17 protein-coding genes are annotated in these 19,542 nt (G+C 66.1%); 15 read left to right on the top strand and 2 right to left on the bottom strand.

Annotated features, from left to right (window positions below; translation table 11 throughout):
* Window positions 1-3: 3 nt before the first annotated feature.
* The 6 genes from AB0L57_RS30155 (at window position 4) to AB0L57_RS30130 (ending at window position 8,305) form a co-directional block, all read left to right on the top strand.
* On the top strand, window positions 4-273 hold the full coding sequence (locus tag AB0L57_RS30155; protein ID WP_364969369.1) for a hypothetical protein: 270 nt from the start codon (window positions 4-6) through the stop codon (window positions 271-273).
* Window positions 263-790: a hypothetical protein gene (locus AB0L57_RS30150; protein WP_364969366.1), complete on the top strand. Its 528-nt coding sequence runs from the start codon at window positions 263-265 to the stop codon at window positions 788-790. Before AB0L57_RS30155 ends, AB0L57_RS30150 begins: the two co-directional genes overlap by 11 nt.
* Window positions 790-3,318, top strand: coding sequence for an ATP-binding protein (locus AB0L57_RS30145; RefSeq protein WP_364969363.1), 2,529 nt, complete (start codon window positions 790-792; stop codon window positions 3,316-3,318). Before AB0L57_RS30150 ends, AB0L57_RS30145 begins: the two co-directional genes overlap by 1 nt.
* Window positions 3,319-3,334: 16 nt before the next feature.
* Window positions 3,335-5,887: a hypothetical protein gene (locus tag AB0L57_RS30140; RefSeq protein ID WP_364969361.1), complete on the top strand. Its 2,553-nt coding sequence runs from the start codon at window positions 3,335-3,337 to the stop codon at window positions 5,885-5,887.
* A gap of 70 nt (window positions 5,888-5,957) precedes the next feature.
* Window positions 5,958-6,845, top strand: a complete 888-nt coding sequence (locus AB0L57_RS30135) for a hypothetical protein (RefSeq protein WP_364969358.1) — start codon at window positions 5,958-5,960, stop codon at window positions 6,843-6,845.
* Entirely contained in the window at window positions 6,842-8,305 is a 1,464-nt protein-coding gene (locus tag AB0L57_RS30130) for a DUF4226 domain-containing protein (protein ID WP_364969355.1), read from the top strand. The genes AB0L57_RS30135 and AB0L57_RS30130 overlap by 4 nt, the downstream gene beginning before the upstream one ends.
* A 9-nt stretch (window positions 8,306-8,314) precedes the next feature.
* On the opposite strand, the gene AB0L57_RS30125 is transcribed toward AB0L57_RS30130, so the two are convergent.
* Both AB0L57_RS30125 and AB0L57_RS30120 read right to left on the bottom strand, forming a co-directional pair.
* Window positions 8,315-9,508, bottom strand: coding sequence for a transglycosylase SLT domain-containing protein (locus AB0L57_RS30125; RefSeq protein WP_364969352.1), 1,194 nt, complete (start codon window positions 9,506-9,508; stop codon window positions 8,315-8,317).
* A complete protein-coding gene (locus tag AB0L57_RS30120) occupies window positions 9,508-10,530 on the bottom strand; it encodes a DUF4226 domain-containing protein (protein WP_364969349.1) in 1,023 nt (340 codons plus the stop codon). Before AB0L57_RS30120 ends, AB0L57_RS30125 begins: the two co-directional genes overlap by 1 nt.
* A 793-nt stretch (window positions 10,531-11,323) precedes the next feature.
* On the opposite strand from AB0L57_RS30120, the gene AB0L57_RS30115 reads away from it, so the two are divergent.
* Genes AB0L57_RS30115 through AB0L57_RS30075 form a run of 9 tightly spaced genes read left to right on the top strand, consistent with a single transcriptional unit; the run spans window position 11,324 to window position 19,508 of the window.
* Entirely contained in the window at window positions 11,324-11,452 is a 129-nt protein-coding gene (locus AB0L57_RS30115) for a hypothetical protein (RefSeq protein ID WP_364969347.1), read from the top strand.
* Window positions 11,449-11,874 carry a hypothetical protein gene (locus AB0L57_RS30110; protein ID WP_364969344.1) on the top strand — a complete coding sequence of 142 codons (426 nt, stop codon included), beginning with the start codon at window positions 11,449-11,451 and terminating at the stop codon, window positions 11,872-11,874. Before AB0L57_RS30115 ends, AB0L57_RS30110 begins: the two co-directional genes overlap by 4 nt.
* An 11-nt stretch (window positions 11,875-11,885) precedes the next feature.
* Entirely contained in the window at window positions 11,886-13,577 is a 1,692-nt protein-coding gene (locus AB0L57_RS30105) for a hypothetical protein (protein WP_364969341.1), read from the top strand.
* Window positions 13,578-13,601: 24 nt separating this feature from the next.
* Window positions 13,602-15,119, top strand: coding sequence for a PPE domain-containing protein (locus AB0L57_RS30100; RefSeq protein WP_364969338.1), 1,518 nt, complete (start codon window positions 13,602-13,604; stop codon window positions 15,117-15,119).
* A complete protein-coding gene (locus AB0L57_RS30095; RefSeq protein ID WP_364969335.1) occupies window positions 15,116-15,463 on the top strand; it encodes a hypothetical protein in 348 nt (115 codons plus the stop codon). Before AB0L57_RS30100 ends, AB0L57_RS30095 begins: the two co-directional genes overlap by 4 nt.
* Window positions 15,460-16,224, top strand: coding sequence for a hypothetical protein (locus AB0L57_RS30090; RefSeq protein WP_364969332.1), 765 nt, complete (start codon window positions 15,460-15,462; stop codon window positions 16,222-16,224). Before AB0L57_RS30095 ends, AB0L57_RS30090 begins: the two co-directional genes overlap by 4 nt.
* A gap of 12 nt (window positions 16,225-16,236) precedes the next feature.
* Window positions 16,237-16,578 (top strand): hypothetical protein, encoded by a 342-nt coding sequence (locus AB0L57_RS30085; RefSeq protein WP_364969330.1) that lies wholly within the window; start codon window positions 16,237-16,239, stop codon window positions 16,576-16,578.
* A gap of 33 nt (window positions 16,579-16,611) precedes the next feature.
* Complete coding sequence (locus AB0L57_RS30080) at window positions 16,612-16,929, top strand: hypothetical protein (RefSeq protein WP_364969326.1); 318 nt, start codon at window positions 16,612-16,614, stop codon at window positions 16,927-16,929.
* A 5-nt stretch (window positions 16,930-16,934) separates the two neighbouring features.
* Window positions 16,935-19,508: a hypothetical protein gene (locus tag AB0L57_RS30075; RefSeq protein ID WP_364969323.1), complete on the top strand. Its 2,574-nt coding sequence runs from the start codon at window positions 16,935-16,937 to the stop codon at window positions 19,506-19,508.
* Window positions 19,509-19,542: the final 34 nt, after the last annotated feature.

Raw genomic sequence — 19,542 nt, 5'->3', positions numbered from 1 at the left:
GTCATGGGAAGTCAGCTCAGCTTCATTCTCTACAACGTATTGGTCTTCGTGCGGTGGGCAGGCATCATCATCATCGCGATCGCCGGTATGGCGCTGCTCATCTCCGAGGGCATCAAATCGAGGCTCTCGCCGACGAAGGTGCTCGGTGTGGCGGCCTCGGCCATCCTCGCAGCGATCCTGTTCTGGATCCTGCCGACCGTGGTGAACTACGCCCGGGTGGACTCCAACCGGATCGTTCCCGATCAGCCGGTCGGCGGAGTGTATGGCCACTGATGTAATCAAGGTCTACACCCCGATCAAACGCGTGCCGATCGTGGTCGGCAAAGCGCAGAACGGGCAGAAACTGCCGTTCGGTCCCTATACGCTGCCGCAGATCATCGGCGGGGTGACGGTGATCGTGATCGCCTCACTGCTGGCCATGGCACTGCCGGTCAATCCCGCGGTGACGTTCATCGCGGGATTGATCGTGACGGTGATCGTGGTGTTCGGGATCGGCCTGATTCCGTATACCGGCGTGCGGCTGACCTCCCGGATCATGTGGGTCGGGCGGCTGGTGCTGATTCGGAAGCCGGTGTCGGCCTCGGGAATTCCGGTGAGTGAGGATTCCGCCCGGCACACGATGTTCGTGGAGGAAAGCGTGGTCGTGATCCTCCCCGATCGAGTCGTCGAGTCGCTCGACAACAGGCCGGTGCACACGAGCCTGCCGCCGGAGAATGTGCTCGACAGATGGAGTAAGACGTTGACGAAGGCGAACGAAGGTGACGGCGTCCGGTCCGGGGAGCGTAGCTGATGGCATTCGTTCGCGACCTGCAGCCGACCGCGGCTGTGCGCGGGAATCTGCAGTTCACCCATTCGGGACTGGTGACCGCGACCTATTTCATCGACCCGCTCGGCTACGGGCTGCGCAAGGCCGGTGACAAACACAATGTGAAGTCGGCGCACCACGCGTTGGTCAACAGCCTGCCCGCCGGGTCGCTGCTGCTGGGCATTCAAGCCCGGCTGAATACGCTGGACGTACTCGGCAAGATGGTCGAGGGCGTGGATCTCGACGATTGTGAGGATTACGCGCTGGAAGTGGTCGCCTCGTTCGAGCGGGTGCGTGCGATCAATCCGCAGACGCGGGTGTTCCTGCTGACCATTCCGGTCGGCAACGCGGGTGCGGGCATCTCGGGCCTGTCCCGGATGTGGCGGGGCGGCTCGGCCGGCGTCGACATGTCGTCGATCTCGCGCGAAGATCTCGATCAATACGACGACAAGGCCAGCGAGATCCTGTCCAAGATCGGCGGCGAGTTCAATCCCGTTCCGGTGCCGGCCGCGATCTTCCAATGGTTGTGGGAGCACTACCTGTCGCGCGGTCTACCCGGGGATCCGGTGGCGCCCACCCGCGCCGGAGTGATCGACGATGTGACCGCCGCGGTATTTCGTTCCGCGGCGCTCGACGAGGGAGCGCAGGCCGACAATCGCCGCCTGCGACCGTCCTTCGTCCCGGTGATCAAGGTGGTGCAGCCGGAATACGGATTCCTCCCCTCTTACCAGGCCATCCTGACTCCGCACGCATTCCCGTACAACGGGATGATTTTCCCCGGCGGCAGCGAATTCCTCAGCGTCCTCGAAGGCGCCGGCGATGTCACGGTCGACTGGGGCATCCGGGTGTCGACCAAACCGGCCGAATCCGTGCTCAAGAACAACGAATTGAATCTGCGCCGGCTGGGCGAGCAGATGGACCAGCGGGACCAGGAGGTCTCGTTCGCGCAGAACACGCTGATGTCCAAGGCGCAGATGCTCGCCGAATACAATCAGCATTTCGAGGTCAACAGCGGTGAATCGGAAGTGTCGTTCACGACGGTGATCGCCGTCGGCAGTTCGTCGCCGGAGACGACGATGGATGCCGTCAACAATCTCAAACGCAGGTACAAGCGTTTCCAGGTCGATATGACCGCACCGCTGGGCGCGCAGGTCGACCTCTGGTCGATGATGATCCCGGGTAGTCCGCCGCGGCGTGCCTTCGACGATTACGCGCACATCCTGCCGTCGGACATGTGGGCCGGATTCGTTCCGTTCATCACCAGCCAGGTCGGCGACGACAGCGGTCCGGTCATCGGCGTGAATCTGCTGTCGGGTAACTACGAGCCCATTCATTTCGGGATCATGGAGGCGGCACTGCACGATCTGTCGGCCTCGTTCGCGGTCACCGGCGAATTGGGCTCGGGTAAATCGTATTTCCTGAAACTCATGGCCGTCCTGGTACACGATATGGGCGGGCAGTTCCTGGCCATCGACCGCAGTCAGGTGGGGGAGTGGGAGTACTTCGCGTCGTCCATCGACGATGCCGTGGTCATCGATCTGAGTAATCCGACCGTCTCGCTCGATCCGCTGCGGCTGTTCGGCGCGCGGGTCGCGGGCGAGCGGACGCTGGATTCGATTCTGCCCCTGCTGGATCTGTCACCGACCAGCGGTGCGGGTGCCGCGATGAGTGCGCTACTGACTCCCCGGGGCATTGCCGAACACGGTATTCGCAGCATGCTGGATCTGTACAACGTGGTGTGCCGCATGCGCGATACACCCGGCAGCGGTGAGGAATTCGCGGATCTGGCCGCGCGGCTCGGCACCATTCTCGATCGCGTCCCGGTGCTGTTCGACCCCGCGCTGCCGGCGCTTCGGCTCGATGCCGCCGCCACGGTCGTGCGCAGTCACAACCTGGCACTGCCGACCGCCGAGGAACTGATCACGCCGCACCTCTACAACCGGCTGCCATTGACCAAACGGCTGGGCACGGCGCTCTACGAACTCGTCGGGGTGGCCGCGCGGGAGGCATTCCTGTCCGACAACGGGCGGTTCGGCCTGCTCGTCGGCGACGAGGCGCACCATTTCACCCAGACCCATGTGGGTTCGTCGGTCACCTCCGATTTCAGCCGCGACGGCCGTAAGCACCTGGCCGCCATCGGTTTGGCGTCACACGATCCGTCGACCGACTTCCAGGGCGCGGCCCACAATCTGATTCCGAACCGATTCGTCTTCCGGCAGCGCGACGAAACCCTGGCGCGCAACAGTTTGGAATGGCTGGGAGTCGATCTCGGGGAGACGCCGTTTCTCCTGCAGATCCTGCGGGAGGAGACATCACCGCCCACCGGCCCGGGACGCACCGTTCCCGAGGAGCGCCGCGGCGAGATGTTCATGCGTGACGCACTCAATCGCATCGGGCGCGGCAAGGTGCTCGGCCCGGCACGCGAGGACCGGGCCGAGGCGATCGGCAGTACACCACAGACCGCGAGCATGGTCGCGCGCCGCGCGTCCGGCGAGCGGCAGATAACGGCATGATCGGAATGTCGGGCCTATGAGCGTCGCAACGCGTACCCCCCGGGATCGCAGAGACAGTAGTCGTGTCTCGGATCTGGCCTGGCAACTGGAATTCTGGGACCCTGTCGAGTGGCAGCCGCGGGTGGTGGCACGGCGGATCTGGTGCAAGCTCACGGCCACTCGCCGCCGCAAGTGGGTGACCTGGTCGCTGATCGTGGTGTTCGTCTTCGGCGTGCTGCCGGTACTGGTCAGCGCGGTTGCCGCGGCCGCGGGCGAGGGGGAGAGCCAGGGCACCGGCGGCAACAGTGTGCTGGGATTCACCGGGGTGCGTGATTCATCCGGTGTGGCGCTGTCGGACTACATCTTCGCCACCAACCACGGCAGCATCCTGCATCCCGGCAATACCGGTCTGTCGATCGGAATCGGCATCCTGTTCGGGTTCTTCATGGTGGTTGTCATCCTGCCGCCCTGGATCGTCGGCTGGGTCCTTGGTTTCGGCTGGATGGACTCGTTCAGCGGGCCTCTCAACGGGGTCGCGCATGCGCTGACCGGACAACTGGCCACGACGATCATGTTCATCACCTGCGCCACCATCGGCGCGTTGTTCGTCGCCGTTTTCGTCCAGCAAGGGCACTACGCCAAGGCGACGATGCAGGGCGTGGCGATGTTGCTCATCGCGGTGCTCGGCCCGATGTTCCTGTCCGATCCACTCGGTGAGGTGCTGTCCTCGCACGGAATGCTCGCGCAGGGACGTGATGTCGGTCTGTCGGTATCGGCGGGACTGAACGGCAACAGCAACCCCAATCCCTCCCAGATGGTGGTCAGCCTGCAGGAGGATATGGCCGACAACTTCGCGCGACATCCGGTGCAGGTCTGGAACTTCGGGCATGTGGTCGACGACCGGCCCGGCTGTGGCGCGGCCTGGTCGGCCGGGGTCCGGGCGGGGAGTGAAGACAAGATCAAAGACGGTATGAAGTCCTGCGGGGATTCCGCCGCCTACGCGTCGGCGAACAATCCCAGCTTCGGGCAGATCGGCTCCGGCTTCGTCCTGTTGTTCACCGCCCTCATCCTGCTCGCCTTCGCGGTGTACATGGCGATCAAAATCATCTGGTCGGCACTGGATTCGGTGTATTGGGGGCTGGCGACCATCTTCGGATTCGCCGGCGGCGCACTGATATACGGGGCGACACAGACCTTCACGATCCGTGCGGTCGTCCACGGCCTGATGTCGGCGGTGCGGATGTGTTTGCAGATCATCGCACTCGCGGTCTACCTGCTGTTCTTCGGTGACCTCTTCAAGCAGGCGAAGGGCCACGAGATGTCGATCTTCGTGATCGGCGCGATCGCGATGATGGTGTTCATGGCCCAGTACAAGCGGCTGAGCGACACTCTGGAACGCGCGAACGACAGCGCGGCCAACCGGCTGGCGTTGATCGCGCAAGGGGCGACGGCAGCCGGTGGCAGGGGTGGTGGCGGTGGCCGGGCGCTCGGCATGGGCGAGATGGGCGCCGCGCACAAGATGAACAGCGGGATGATGTTGGCGGCTCTGGGCGGCGCCAGCACGATTGTGAATTCACCGATCACCGAATGGGCCCTGGGCGCGATTCCTGGTGTCGGCCGCCCGCAGGCGCTGAAGAAGAAACGGATCACCGAGAACTCGGCGGCCATTTCGTCGATGCAGGTTCCGTTCTGGGCGGACCCGGAAATGGGCGGTGCGATGGGCGCCTACAAAGAGTCGTACATGAAATGGCCGTACTACAATGACCTCGCCCGCAGATGGTCCAACGCTGATCATGTCGATGGCGGAGTAGGGTCGGCTCGCGGCGCGGCGTCTGCCATGCTGGCGCTCGATAAACGTGGCGATGTCGGTGTGGGCGATTCCATGGCCACCCTGGAGATGGCCGGCTGGGATCGCAATACCGTCAGGCATGCCGGCCAGGTGTATGGATTGATGAACTCGCTGGCCAAGAGCAATCCGCTGGCCGATGGGCATTTGGCGGGCATCATGGCGGCCCAGAACCTGGCCGAGAACTCGCTGCTTCGAATCAATCACGTAGGTGGTCGCAGGCCGCATGAGGGCGAAGAGGATCATCTCGAGGCGGCTGTATACGCATTGCGTGCGCGGGCGTCGCATTATCGCGAGAACATGCTCCCGGGTGGCGTCACTCTGCGTGATGGAAGAAATGCGCTCAACAATGAAAAATATTATGCCGATCACCTGATTGCTATCAAAGATGATTACCTGGCGAATCCCACCGAGGCGAAAATGAGAGCTCTCGAGAAGGCTTCTCGTGGCGATTCCCGTGATATGGCCGACGCTTTTGATCGAAACCTGGGGACATTGAATATTCCGTATACGTCGCTCGAGCGGGACCCTGCAGCGCGCCTGATGAAACATATTGCGAACGACGAGGCGGGCAAATTGGTGGAAGCTACCGACGCGCTCGCCATGAACTCTACGACAATGCTGGACGAAGATCTCCACCATTGGGTGCGGCATTTCTCGAACCGCCGGATCAACACGGAGAACTGGTCCTCGAACTCCAACCGAGCCGTCACCCACCCGGCACCGCCGGAATTCCGACCATAGGCCACACCGGATCCGCGGCATGAGTGGGAGCAACCCGAACCCCCAGGGACAGTCGACAATCGGTCGTCTGATGAATTCGGCATGGCTGCTGACCCTGCTCCCCGGATGGGTGCTGCTGGGATTGCTGGTCATCAGCGGTCTCGTCACGGCCATCATGTTCATCGCGTTGATGGCCGGTGGCAGTGCGTCGGACCTGTCCTCGGATTTCCGATATCAGTGCGACAGTGCCGTGGGGCCCGATACCGAGAGCACCGAGACCGAAACGACCACCTCGGCACGCAACGGGGTACGCGAGACTCAGGAGCAGCCGCCCGCTTCGGACGTTCCGACGACGAACCCCTACGCCGAGATGACCGTCGATCCCGGTGACTCCAGTGTTTCCCAGTGGCAGCGAGACTGCGTCTCGGCAATGGCGTCGGCGCCATATCAGTTGCCCGAATCGCAGATGATCAATTCGAGTGCCGCCGCGAACTGCGCACGGCAGCTGGCGGGGGCGCAGATCGGGCAGCCGGCGGGGACCGGCGGTGCCGCGACTCTGGTGCGGAACGTGATCTACCAGGCGTCCGCGGTCGACTCGACCGGTCATTGCGGACTGCTGGGCGCCGCACCCGGTGACGCCGCGGCGACATCCGGCGGTGCGGGCACCGATCTCGCACCGGCGGCGGGTTCCTGCGGAAGCACCACGCAGATACCGGGTGAAACTGCGCGTACGGTCGTGGTCCTTCCCGAGACTGTTGCCGCTCAGGGGGTTTGTGGTCAACGAGTCGATCCCGCCGCGGCCTCGTCCGGCGATCTGGTCTTCTGGGACTATCAGCGGCATGCGCCGAGCCGGGTGGGAATCGTGATCGGCTCGGAGGTGATGGTGACGGTCGACCCGGCCACCGGTGGCGTCGTCGAGTCCGTGATCCCGTCCGGTAGCGCGGTACGGGTGAAACGGGTGCTTGGGAGTAGTTCATGACCAGTGCGGAAGTGTGGCACACCGGAATCGATCCGGAGCCGGAGCCGATGCCTGCCGAGGGCGAGCAGGCCGACGGTTCGGAACAACACCCGGACACTCCGTGGTCGAAGACCGGGCGGCCGAACGCGGGGCGCTCCGGGGGCCGGGTGACGCCGACCCCGCCGTCCAATCCCGGTGGGAGCACACCCGATTCGAACGGGGCGACGGCGCCCGGACCAGCCGCGACCCCGGCGCCACCCGCCCCCGCGCCGAGCCGGGCCACACCGGCTCCGGCGGCGCCCACGGTCCCGTCCGGCGTGGGTGCGCAGAATGTCGGTGCGGGCGGTCCGGTGCAGGCGGCTCCCCCGGGGACGGGCGCGGCCGGGGTGCCACCGCTGACCGGGCAGGTCGCTGCGCAGGATGCCGCCGGGCAGCAGGATTCGGGTGGGCTGCTCGATCCCGATACCTTGATGGCGCTGGCCCCGGCCGCGATGATGGGGATGAGCATGCTGCCGATGCTCGCGTCCGCACTCGCGGGGCTCGGTGGCGGCGGGAACGGTTCGGGCGCGACCCAATCCGGAAACGGTCTGACACCGGAGGCGCAGCAGGCCCGGGACGCGTTGCAGAAGTTGAAGGATACCTACGGTGACGAGGACAAGGACCCCTCCGATCCGGAAAGCGCCTCGGGGAAGAAGCAACTCGACACCAGCGATACCGGCAGTGCCGGAAAAGGCGCCACGGCCACCCGGATCAAGCTCAGCAAGCTCTACAAGCGCAATGTCGCGTCCGCGTTCAACACCCTCGACAACGACCTCGTCGACTACATGCGCCGCCTGGCCGGTAAACACAAGGTCGACAAGAAGGCCGTCATCGAACTCCTGCGTGATGTCGATTCCCAGCTGGCCGAGATCGGTTCCGCCGCCTACACCAAGGCCGGAGTGCAACAGGTCCACAAGATTCTCACGAACGCGTTGAAGAAGGCCACGCAGATCGTCTCCGGCGGTAACGTCAATTCCAAGGAGGCGGCCGCCGAAATCAACCGTCTGACAAAGCAATACATCTACAATCTCGCCGGTAAGGAATTCAAGCAGGCCAGCGCCGCGGGCGGCGGCGGTGGTTCCACCGCGGGGCAGCAGGCGGTGGCGGTGGCGCTGCAGCAACAGGGTGACCCGTATGTCTGGGGTGCGGAGGGACCGAACTCGTTCGACTGTTCCGGTCTCACCCAATACGCCGCCCGCGCGGCCGGCGTCAACATTCCGCGGGTGGCGGCGGACCAGTATCAGCAGCTGCCGAAGGTCAATCCGGCCGATATCCAGCCCGGTGACCTGATCTTCCCCGCCGCCCAGTTCAACAATGGCAGTCCGGGGCACGTCATGATGTATATCGGAAACGGGCAGTGCATCGAGGCGCCGAAGCCGGGGTCGACGGTGCGAGTCACCAATCTGCCCAGCAGTTACGCCGCCAGCCGGTGGGCGAACTGATACCGGCCGTCAGTATCCGACATATCCGGTGCCGCGGCGCATTCCCACGATGCCCGGAACCTCGCTGACCGAACCATAACGATCGATCGCGTAACGCACACCGGCGATGATGTTGTCGACCGGATTCCACACATCGTGATGACCCGGCAGCGCATACGAGTTGAATGTCGGATCGATGGTCTGCATCAGCCCCTTCGACGGGGTGCCCGCGGCCGCGTTACTGTCCCAGTTGTTGATGGCATTGGGGTTGCCGGCGGATTCGTGTCCAATGATGGCGGCGATATCGGCCGGGTCGATCCGGCTCGTGTCGTAACCGTTCTGCGCCAGGATCTGCATGGCCTCGTTGATCCACTGCCCGACCGCACCGGAGGGCCGAGCCGAAGGCGGACCGCTGCTCGAACCACCTGCTCGCGAGGTGCGGGTGGGCTGCCCGCCGCCGGACTCGCGGATGTATCGCGCTGCCAGGGCGTTGATCTGATCCGCGGTGACCGCGGACTGCGTGCGACCGTCACCGGCAACCGCCCCGGCACGCTGCAGGGCGGCATCCAGTGCGCTCACGACTTGTCGTTGTGCCGCGGCCGAATTGCCGACCTTGCCGAGTGCGGTGAGCGCCGCGTCCGCCTCGGCGATGATCGAGGCCATCGCCGCGCGGCCCGCGATCGTGTTGTCGGCCGCGCCGTCCAGGATGCGCCGGAGCTCGGAATTCACCGACCCCAGGGCACCGGCGGCTTCCGAAGTGCTCTGCTGCACAGCCGAATACCGTGCGCCGGCGCCGCTGTCCCAAGCGATCGGCCCGGTCGGCGCACCGGTGTCGGCGAGTGTGCGGGGCGCCGCGGCCTGGCCGGTGTCGGCGGTCGGGGTACCGCCACCGTAATGACCGGCCATCGCGTTCAACGCGGTCATCGCGGCCATGGCCAGCGGTCCCGCGGCGGCGGCGACCATCGCCAGATCCGAACCGCCACCGGCCGCCGGAGCGGAGGCGACGGATGCGGTGCCCGCTCCGGGGCTCGACGACGACTGTGCGGGAGCCGAACCCGTCGCCGGTGCGGCGCCGCCCGTTGCCGGCGAGGACCGTGACGCACCCCGCGAAGGTTGTTTGGCCGAGGGCTTCGACCGTGGATCACGCGTCGGCGTGGTGGTCGCGATACCGGCCTGCGTCGTGCCGCTCGCCCGCGGCTCTCCCGGTTCGCGCGGCCCGGACATCAGTAGCCCCGGTACGAGCCGCCGTTGCGGACGGCCACCACGCCCGGCACATTCGACACCGACCCGTACCGGGAGATCGCGTACCGCACACCCGCGACGATGTTGTCGACCGGATCGTAGATGTTGCCGTGCCCCGCCAGCGCGTAGGAGTTGAAGGTCGGGCCGATGGTCTGCATCAGCCCGATCGACGGAGTTCCCTTGGCGGCATTGCTGTCCCAATTGTTGGTGGCCGACGGATTTCCACCCGACTCGTGCTGAATGATCATCGCGATCGCTTCCGGATCCATCGCGGCGGTGTTGTAGCCCGCGGCGCTCAGCACCTGCAGCGCCTGCTGAATCCATTGCCCCACGGTGCCGCCGACGGCCGTCGAACCCGAACCGCCCGAACCACCGCTCGCACCCTGATACTGCTTTCCGGCGAGGTTGTAGACGTACTGCTTGGTCAAGCGGTTGATCTCGGCCGCACCACTTTTCGACAATCCGGTACTACCGGTGACGATACGGTGTGCCTGCAGCAGTGCCTTGATCAGGATCTTGTGGACCTGTTGCACCCCGGCCTTGGTGTAGGCGGCGGGGCCGATCTTGGCGAGCTGGGCGTCGACATCGCGGAGGAGTTCGGCGACAGCCCTCTTGTCGACCTGGTGTTTACCCCCCAGGCCGCGCATGTAGTCGATGAGATCGTTGTCGAGGGTGTTGAACGCGGACGCGACATTGCGCTGATACAGCTGATTCGCCCGCACCCGTGTCGCGGTCTTGCCGCTACCGCGAGTGCGAGTTCCGGCCTTGGTGTCGAGCTTCTTCTTCCGGGGCGCGGTGGTGGAGGTGGCCGGGTCCTTGCTGTCGTCCCCGTAGGTGTCCTTCAATTTCTGCAACGCATCGCGGGCTTGCTGTGCCTCCGGGGGCAGCGACCCACTGCCCGTGGTATTGCCGTCTCCGCTGGTGGGCTGGGTTGTGCCCGAGCCGTTCCCGCCCTTTCCGCCGAGCCCGGCGAGTGCGGAGGCGAGCAGCGGCAGCATGCTCATCGCCGAGGCCGGTCCGGACAGCGAAGCCGGATCGATCCCGCCCGGATCACCCTGGCCGGTATCGCTCTGTGCGGGGGCGATCTGTGTGGACGCGGCCGGTGCTCGATTCGTCTGAGGCGAGAGAACCGCGGCGCCAGAACTCGGTACCGACGTCGGTTCCGGTTCTCCGGATCGATCCGAGGCCGATGAAACAGGCTGCGCGGCAGGTGTGGTCGTTCGGGCCGCCGACCACGGGGAGCTCGGCGCCGGTGATGTGACAGCCTGGGTGGGTGTCGGTGCGGCGGAGCCGGACTGCCTGCTCGAATCCGTGGCCGCCCCGGCATGATCGGTCGGGCTCTGTGGCAGTGATGCAGACGGACTGCGCGCTTCGCGTTCCCGCCGGACCGGTCTGGTCCACGGTGTGGTCGGTACGGTCGGCACATCGTTACCGTCGTTCCGTGCTTCGTCGGTATCGGCGTCCGTCGCCGCTGTCGCGGTACGCTCCGTACTAGTCATCGGGGGGGAACCTCGGCAGCCCTGCGCCGAAAGACGTTGCAGTGCAATGATGCGGACATCAGCCCAACGTGGAGGCCCATCATGTGCTCTCCCTCCGTGCCATTGCGCGAGCGACTCTCCGGTACGCCGAATTTACTCCGAACCAATCCTGACGCCCGCTCTCTGCAACTCAGGTTCCCAGCTATGGGAATGGCCAACAATGAGAGAGATCGAGCGTCGGGTCGCTGTCCGACCGACGTTCGATGCTGGATTTGTGGTGTACCGGTACCTGGACTCGTGATCGGAGGTTGGTCCGACTATGGCTGTGATCACCAATTATGTGCCGAGAACCGATCTCGTCGTCGAGGCACCGATGGAAGCTTTCGTGCTGCGCATGCGCGTCAGCCCTGGGATCGAGTGGGTGAGCGCATGCCATTTCTGGGCATGAGTCTGAAGACTTGGACCAACATAGGCGTCGGTGCGGCGTCTTTGATTCCGGGCCCCATCGGCGCGGTCTCGGCTGGCGTTATCGGCGCCGCCGGTGCCTTGGGGGCGGGGCAGGGCTGGAAGCAGGCGCTCGGGGAAGGGGCGCTGGACGGCGCATCCGCCCTGATTCCGGGAATGGGCGTGACGAGGTTTATGGGTCGGGCAGCTGCGGGCGCGGCGGGAGCCGGCATGCTCCGGACGATTGCCCGCTATGCCGGCCGAGGAGCTGCGCGTGCCGCAATTCCAACAGGCGTCAGTATATGGCAGACGTCGAATTGGAAAGATGGCACGCCGCCGAAGCCGAAGAAGTTGCCGACAAAATGGATGAAACCTGGTGATGAACCGGCAGCAGTCGGTGGTGCGCCCGACTCCATGGCCGTCTGAGAGGTCGGTCTATGGCGAAGATCCACCGCATGCTCATACCGGATATGAAAGCCGATGGCTATGACCATAGGTATGACTATTACAAAAAAGCCGGTGAGTATGCTCAGGAAACTCTGAACTTTCTCGATAAAATTTATCAAAGTTGTGGCGAGAAATCCAAGGTCAAGCCGCCCACGGTCAAGGAAGCGCCGCAACTTCCTGAAAGCGCCTCCAAGTTGAAGGTGCACGGGGATGCGTCGCAGACGATGAAAAACTATGGGGTCATCGCGCTGGCATTGAATCAGGCCATCTTGGATATGCAAGAGACAGATAAAGGTCTGGCTCCTATTGCGATCAAGACTGCGGATGTATCCAGCAAGGTCTTGGACACGCTCGACCAGGTCGTCGATGCTGTCAATGAGCAGGCGCCGACGGTGCCGGATGATGGTATATCCGAAACCGAATACATCCTCGCCTACATGCAAGAAGCCATGACTGCCGGTGAAAAGGCGCTGAAAAAGGCGAAGAATGACAACGGTGAATCCGCGTCGAAGGTCAAAGATCTGACCGATCAGCACAAAAAAGACGAGGCGCGGATCAAGAAGCTGGAGCAGCAGGTCAAGGACCTGCAGGCGGGCAAGGGAACCGGGGCCGACCCGGGTACCGTCACCGGCAGCCCTTACGACCCCACCGCTCTCACGCCGTCCGATCCCAGCGCCGATCCGACCGGCCTCGACGATCTCGGTCTCGGCGATCTCGGTCTCGATGATCTCGGCACCGACGGGGCGGATACGACCGGCACCGATGATCTCGGTAATTCGCTCGGGGACACCGGATCCACCGATTCCGCTTCCGATCCGACCGGCGTCGGTGATGGGTACGGCAGCACTCCCAGCAGTGTCACCGACGCGACTCCGGCGTCGATGTCCACGCCGGCCTCCGCGATGGGGGGTTCGGGCATGGGCGACATGATGAGTCAGATGCTGCCGATGCTGGCGCAGCAGCAGATGATGCGCCAGATGCAGGATCAGGACATGAACAACCGGCGCGGCCAGCTGCAGGCGGCCTACCCGCAGCAGCCGCTGACCTCCGCACAACCGGTCAACGCCACCCCGCAGCCGGCGAATGCGACACCGGCCTCGACGGAGTCGGGTCCGCCGCAGGGGTCCTCGTCGAGCCAGCAGGGACATCCGGACGGCCCTGCGGCGCCGGCGGCACGCGCCCCGGGAGCCGACGGCATGGTGGAGTACCCCTTCCCTGACGGGCGCACCCAGAAGGTCTCGGTCGTCGTGGCGCAGGCGCTGGACGCCGCGTTCGGCAACAAGAGCGCCACCGATGCGAAGAAGGCCTACGAGAAGACCTCTGTCACATGGAGTACTCCCAAGCAGATCGGTGAACATGTGGCTCCGGAAGATGAGCAGGGCATGATCACCGGTGTCGTCGGGGTCTGGGAGAAGGTCACGGCCGTGGTGGCCAAGTTCGGGACCGCGGAATCCGGTGGCTCCATCGAGGCGATCATCGACGGCGACCTGCATGTCCTGGACGGTGACAACATGGACTCGCTGTCCGGTAAGGCAGGGGAGTTCGGGCCGTTCAGTGATTTCCAGCGCCCGGCGGGCATCGATGCCGCACCGGACGCTTCCGGAGATTCGGCTCCGGGTACGCCCATTCCCGGGGATCAGTCGGGCGGAGTGCTGTCGGCCGCGGTCGGCACCCCGACGTGAGGATTGCGGTGAGAGGAGGCAGGTGTGGCGTTACAAGTCGATCCCGACGAACTCGTCGCTGCGGCGGCGGCACTCGCCGGACTGGCGCGTGGCACCGGCGATTCCATGCCGAAAGGATGGGTACTGCCGGCCGGCAGTGATCCGATATCCGCGCAGGCGGTACCACAGCTGAACACCCATACGGCCAATCTGATCAACGGGATGGCCGGAATTCTCGGCAAGGTGCACGAGACGGCCCACAAGATCGGTTCCGCCGCACAGAATTACACGGACACCGATGACCAGGGCGCCAGGAAGGTCGGTGGCGCGGGTGGCGAAGTGCTGCAGAACCCGGTGCCGCAGGCGCCGCCGCCGACCCAGCGCCGGCCTCCGGCTTTCGGCCTGCCCGCCGCCGGTGGGTCCGTCGATCCGCTGACCTTCGCCGAGCAGCTGCGGGCGGGCCCCGGTACCGGACCGGCGACGCAACTCGTCTCCGATATCCGGAACTATTTGGGGACATCGCATGTGGCGGCGCTGACCGGTGTGGACGGTGCGGCAGGGGCCATGCAGCACTGGCAGCCGGTGGGTACCGCGGCAGCCGCCGAATTGGGCCGCCACCGCGGCTGGCTGGACGATCTCGGCGCCACCATGGGCAAATTGGCCGACGGAATCGACACCTACACCAAGGCTTTCGATACCGCCAAGGCCAAACATCCCACCCCCGAGGAGATCAAGGCGGCCCGCAAGGAATTGGTGCGGGCCACACGATCGAAGAACAAGGCCGCGATCGCCGCCGCGCTCGCGAAGTTCGAGGAGCAGAACGCGCGCTCGGCCGAGACCATCGGTGATTACTCCACGACGGTCGGGGTGAAAACCGGTGAGAACGCCGATGATTCGGACAAGGCCGCGGCCGCCCAGGCGGATGGGACCGGCGGTGGCTCGGGTGACAGCAGTCAGATGATGAGCCAGCTCGCCTCGATGCTGCCCACCCTGATGAGCACCATGATGGCCGCCGGTATGCCGATGCTGGGTCAGGACGGCACGGGTACGGAGACCGGACTCGAGGATTACGGCTACGACGACTACGGATACTCCACCGGGGGCGGTGATTATGGCTACTCCGGTGGCGGCGGTGGTGATTCGGCCTCGATCGGCGACATCACCGGTGCCATGGGCTCGTCTTCGTCCACACCCGTGACGGTGGGCCCGATGCCGATGGTGTCGTCGTCCACCGGGACCGCGAGCAGCGCGTCGTCGAGTGTGCCGCGCACCCCGGTCATCGAGCCACTGCAGAATCCGGCGGCGGCCGCTGCCCGTGGCACGGCGGGTGGTTCGCCGATGATGCCGTACATGCCGATGTCGCCGGGGATGGGCGGTGCGGGCGGGGGGAACAACGAGCGCAATCGCGTGGTCGCCTGGCATCCCGATCGGTTGATGTATGTCGACGACACACCGCACACGGATGCGGTGATCGGTGAGAAGCCGACGATCGCGCCGACCGTGACGCCGGCGACGCCCAGTACGGCCAACCAGCTGCCATCTCAATCCGGAGGTTCCGCATGAGTGACACCGACATCCATCCGGAGGTGCAGGCCGCCTTGGACGCGGCCCGCGACCTCCGGCACAAGATCGCCGATCTGCGCGAGAAGATCGACGGCATCCGCGCCCGCCGGCCCTCGCCCAGTGGTGCGGTGATCCCCGAGGTGGATGCGATGGGACGGCTCACCGATCTGTACCTGGCACCGGGCACCGTCGACCGATTCGGCTGTGCGGAACTGATTTCCGAGATCACGTCGGCGATCCGCGACAGCAGTGCCGACGCGGCCCGGCAGTACCAGCTGCTGATGGACAGCGATCCGTGGGGCGACGCGGAACCGGAAGAGGCCAGGGTGGAGCAGGTTTCGTGACCGATCCAGGAAGTGTCACCATCGCCGACACCGCGCGCTGGCTGCACGGTGAGGGCCTGATCCGTCTGGCCGCGCTCGCCGAGCGGACGCCGGATCTGCTGGCGGCCTACACCATCGATGTGGCCACCGGGACGGTCAATGCCTACCCGGTCACCGGCGGGGGCGCCGGTTCCGACGTACTGGCCTTCGCCGCCGACGACCTGCCGAATCCGGAGGGGACGCCGCGACGGCTGGTGATCGTCGGGGTCACCAGTTCGAATGCGATGCTGGTGGTGGATCTGGCCGCTTCCCTGTCGATTTCGATCAATGCCGAGCCGGCGGAACGAGCCGCACGCTCGTGGATCCTGCAGCTGCTGCTCAATCCGGAAGTGATGATCACCACCAACAGCGCCGAGCTGGCACCCGCGGTCGGAGAACGCTGCCGCAACAGTTTCATTCCGGGCAGCACCGCCACCATCATCAACGTCGACGATATGCAGCCGCCGCTGACCACCATCACCCTCAACCCCGCCGCCGACGGCCCGGATCACCTCGACATCGGGGCCGACGGTACGGCGGAAATGTATCTGGGAAGCCGGTTCTGGCAGCTGCGTCAGGTGATGACCATCGGTGACGACGCCTGGGCGGAGATCGCCGCGCGCTTGTCGGAGGCCGATGAGGAGCCGGCCGCCGCGCCGGAGGCTGCCCCGACCGCGGCCCCGGCCGTCGCACCGCCCCGAGGGGTGTCGGCGCCCGGAGCCGTCAGCGCGCCGAAACAGTGACAGGAGCTACGAATGACAGATGAATACGACGACGAATCGGACACGGCCACAACGGAGTGGCAGAACCTCACCTACGAGGTGTTCAACCCCGACCGCACCGTCGGGGTGGCCTGTGACCGCGACGGTGAGGTGATCGGATTGCACATCACCGATGACGCCCGTGACAACGGCGACGCCTGGCTCGCCGCGGAGATCGTGCGCCTGGCCCGGCTCGCGCACACCAAATCGCGAGTGGGCCTGCGGTCGGAGATGGAAGCCAACGGCACCCGCTCGTACACGATCGATTCGTTCGATCTGCCCACCGAATCGTCCTACCGCGCCTTGGAGATCGCCGAATTCGGCACGAATTCCTGAGTATCACAGGCACTTCGGAGACAGGAGCCCGGCATGTCGTCGTTGAACATGGGTGAACCGGATGAGGTCATCGCCGCCTCGCATCATGTCGCGGCAACGAAACTGTCGTTCATCGACCAGGTCGGCGCCGTCACCGGCGGATGGGCGATCGACGAAAGCCCCCGATCGGAGCTCGATCACCAGCTGCGGGCGAAGATATTCGACAAGGTCGGCGACCTGTTCGATGTCGCTGCCGTCGATTATGCCGAGCACACGCGCACAACCGACGGTCGAGCCACCGACACCGCATCGGCACTGCACACGGTCGACGTCGACGGTCGCGAGCAGGTGCGCCGGTCCCAATCGGCCTGATCCGCATGTATCCGGAGCGCGAAAGCCCGTACTGGAAGACCATTGTCGGGGAGAACTGGCCGAACATCCCGCCGCGCGCGTGGCGGGATCTGGCGACGCGGGCGCGCGACGGTGCGGATGCCCTCGATCCGGCCGAGGCCGATCGCGCCCGGCGCGCGTTCGATGAGCTGGTTCATTCCAGTGCCGGACTACAGCCTGTCAAGGACGATCTGCTGGCACATCAGGGAACGACGCGTGGATTCGTCGATGCGCTGGTCGCGGCGGCGGACACCTTCGGGCACGCGGCGGCTCTGGTGGACCGCACCCGGGACCGGATTCTCAATATCGTCGACGGCGCGCTGCGCGATATCGGGCGAGTGAACGCCGAACCCGATGACGAGGACGGGCCCACCGCCGCCGAGCGGCGGGATCGGATCATGGGAATCCTCGCGCGCGCTCGCGCCGAGGTCGATCAGGTGGCCCGGGCGGCCCTCGGCGAGGTCGGCCCGCAGGGCTTTCCGGAGTTGGCGGCGATCGCGGCGGCCCTCGGCCAGCCGGGCCCGTGGCGGCGCAGGCCCACCGGGGCGGGCGGCGCCGGAGGACCTGGTACCCGACCGGGGCGGGCGGGGAACCGGGACCGGTTCGGACCGCAAGTGCCCCCGGGCTTCAGAACGCTCCCGCACGGATTGCGGTTGCCGCCCGGGACCTTCGTTCCGGGCGCACCGGCCCTGCAGGATCTGCGGGATCTGTTCCGGAACCTGTTGCCGGGACTTCCGGTGTCGCAACTGCCCGGGTTCGATCTGCTCGGACCCGAGGCGGGCGGTGCGCTCGAGCACGGTGATCCGGCGATGGCCGATGCCCCGGCCGTCGCGGCCCCGCCGGTGCAGGGCCGGCCGGCACCCGGGCAGCTCACCGAACCCGGATATGCGCCGCAGATCGGGCAGATGGACGGTGGCGCGCCGGCCACACCGATGGCCGCCACCGACACGGCCGACGCTCCGGCGGCCACGCATGAATACGCGCGGACTTCGTCGTCACAGGACGATTCGGAACATGATCCGATCACGGCATCCCCCTCCGATGACGGCTTGGTCGGCGATCGAACCGAAACCACCACCATGGCCGCGCATTCCGGCGACGAACGACACCACGACGACGAGAGCGGGCCGGAGTCCGACCTGCGCACCGATCTGTTCCCCGGCGCTGTGGGAACCACCGCATTCGGTGCGGCGGCGGGTGCGGCGGCACAGTCGGCGATGTTCATGCCGCAGCAGCTGCCACCCGCGGCAGCTCCACCGGCCGGCGCGAGCGCTCCACCGGGGTCGGCATCGCCCCCGGATCCGCGGGCCGCGCCGGGATTCGACTCCCGAGCCCCCGTGGTGGCGCCACGTGTCTCGGCGCCGACCGGCGGCCCGGCCGTGGGCGGCCCCGGTGTCTCGGCGCCGGGTGTGTCGGTCCCGCCGCCCGCCGCCGCCGGCAAAGGTGAGCCGCCCGCGCGCCCGCCCGGCGATCCGGTCGCCGCGACCGGGTCCGACCAGAACGCCGGCAGTGGCGAGATGATGCGCGACGCGGTCGGCGCGGCGATGTTCGCTTCGGCCGCACCGACATTCATGCTGGGCAAGCGGGTGGACGGTGATCTCGTCCTGGCACGCAGCATTCTGGCGAGTCTGCTGGCCGCGAGCGAGGCCGCGACGGTCGGCGCCGGATGGGCGGTGTCGGTGATGCGTCACGACGCGGACCTCACCGCATTCGTGACCTCGAATGATGGCCGGGGATGGCTGCCGCCCGAGGTCTTTCTACCGCGGGAGATGTCCACACCGTGGGTGTGGTCGGTCGCCGAAGGACCGGGATGGGAGGGGTTCGCCGACCCGGCTCGCGTGCTCGCCGAATTCGCCGTCGCCTGGGGTCGGCGCACCGGCGCCCGGCTGTCGGCGCTGGTGTCGTCGGATCCGTTCGACGAGATCCTCGCCGGGCAACTCGGCGAGGTGGCCCTGGAGGGTGGCGTCGAGCCCTGTGCCCACATGGACTTCGCGACCGCCGCACCGGGTTTGGCCGATCGGCTCGAATTGGTCAGCGCCGCACCGGTCCTCGAACGGGTCGCCGCCGTTGCCCCCGACCGACTCGGCAGCCGTGGGCTCGACTTCGCCTACGACGCCCATCGACGCCTCGCCGGCGCAGCGGCCAATCCCTTCGCCTCCCTCGGGACCGGGGAACTGCGCGACCGCATCCTGCAGACGATTCTGCGCGGTGGCCCGGTGCAGGCACAGTGGTGGGAAGAGCTTCGCGACGCCGATACCCTGCTGTCGGCATCCATGCTGCCGCTGCACATCGATGTCTCGCGAGTTCCGCTGGGGGAGTTACGGGCCGACGCGCCGGTCGGCCGTTCGGCGGGCGAGGCCGCCACGCTGCGGCGTCTGGTCGCCGAACGCCGGTGCGACGAGCTGGTCCTGCTGCTGTCGGGGGAACCGTCGCGGCAGCGATTGCGTGACATCGTGTACGCCCACGGCCAGGTGTCGGAATATCTGGCGAGCCTGCCATCCGGGCCGAGCACGCCGGAACCGGCACGGCGGCCGAGGATCACGGCGGGGCCGAACGGTTAGCCCGGAGGTGTCATTCTCAAACCTTCCCGCTGCT

It is taken from the genome of Nocardia sp. NPDC052254 (assembly GCF_040679495.1).
In the GTDB taxonomy this organism is placed as follows: domain Bacteria; phylum Actinomycetota; class Actinomycetes; order Mycobacteriales; family Mycobacteriaceae; genus Nocardia.
The sequence above is the reverse complement of the archived record's forward strand: the minus strand, read 5'-3'. Positions and strand labels throughout refer to the sequence as shown.

Excerpts from the sequence above, each read along its gene's own strand:
- AB0L57_RS30155 (WP_364969369.1), top strand. The coding sequence starts at position 4 with ATGGGAAGTCAGCTCAGCTTCATTCTCTACAACGTATTGGTCTTCGTG.
- AB0L57_RS30150 (WP_364969366.1), top strand. The coding sequence starts at position 263 with ATGGCCACTGATGTAATCAAGGTCTACACCCCGATCAAACGCGTGCCG.
- AB0L57_RS30145 (WP_364969363.1), top strand. The coding sequence starts at position 790 with ATGGCATTCGTTCGCGACCTGCAGCCGACCGCGGCTGTGCGCGGGAAT.
- AB0L57_RS30140 (WP_364969361.1), top strand. The coding sequence starts at position 3,335 with ATGAGCGTCGCAACGCGTACCCCCCGGGATCGCAGAGACAGTAGTCGT.
- AB0L57_RS30135 (WP_364969358.1), top strand. The coding sequence starts at position 5,958 with ATGAATTCGGCATGGCTGCTGACCCTGCTCCCCGGATGGGTGCTGCTG.
- AB0L57_RS30130 (WP_364969355.1), top strand. The coding sequence starts at position 6,842 with ATGACCAGTGCGGAAGTGTGGCACACCGGAATCGATCCGGAGCCGGAG.
- AB0L57_RS30125 (WP_364969352.1), bottom strand. The coding sequence starts at position 9,508 with ATGTCCGGGCCGCGCGAACCGGGAGAGCCGCGGGCGAGCGGCACGACG.
- AB0L57_RS30120 (WP_364969349.1), bottom strand. The coding sequence starts at position 10,530 with ATGAGCATGCTGCCGCTGCTCGCCTCCGCACTCGCCGGGCTCGGCGGA.
- AB0L57_RS30115 (WP_364969347.1), top strand. The coding sequence starts at position 11,324 with ATGGCTGTGATCACCAATTATGTGCCGAGAACCGATCTCGTCGTCGAG.
- AB0L57_RS30110 (WP_364969344.1), top strand. The coding sequence starts at position 11,449 with ATGAGTCTGAAGACTTGGACCAACATAGGCGTCGGTGCGGCGTCTTTG.
- AB0L57_RS30105 (WP_364969341.1), top strand. The coding sequence starts at position 11,886 with ATGGCGAAGATCCACCGCATGCTCATACCGGATATGAAAGCCGATGGC.
- AB0L57_RS30095 (WP_364969335.1), top strand. The coding sequence starts at position 15,116 with ATGAGTGACACCGACATCCATCCGGAGGTGCAGGCCGCCTTGGACGCG.
- AB0L57_RS30085 (WP_364969330.1), top strand. The coding sequence starts at position 16,237 with ATGACAGATGAATACGACGACGAATCGGACACGGCCACAACGGAGTGG.
- AB0L57_RS30080 (WP_364969326.1), top strand. The coding sequence starts at position 16,612 with ATGTCGTCGTTGAACATGGGTGAACCGGATGAGGTCATCGCCGCCTCG.
- AB0L57_RS30075 (WP_364969323.1), top strand. The coding sequence starts at position 16,935 with ATGTATCCGGAGCGCGAAAGCCCGTACTGGAAGACCATTGTCGGGGAG.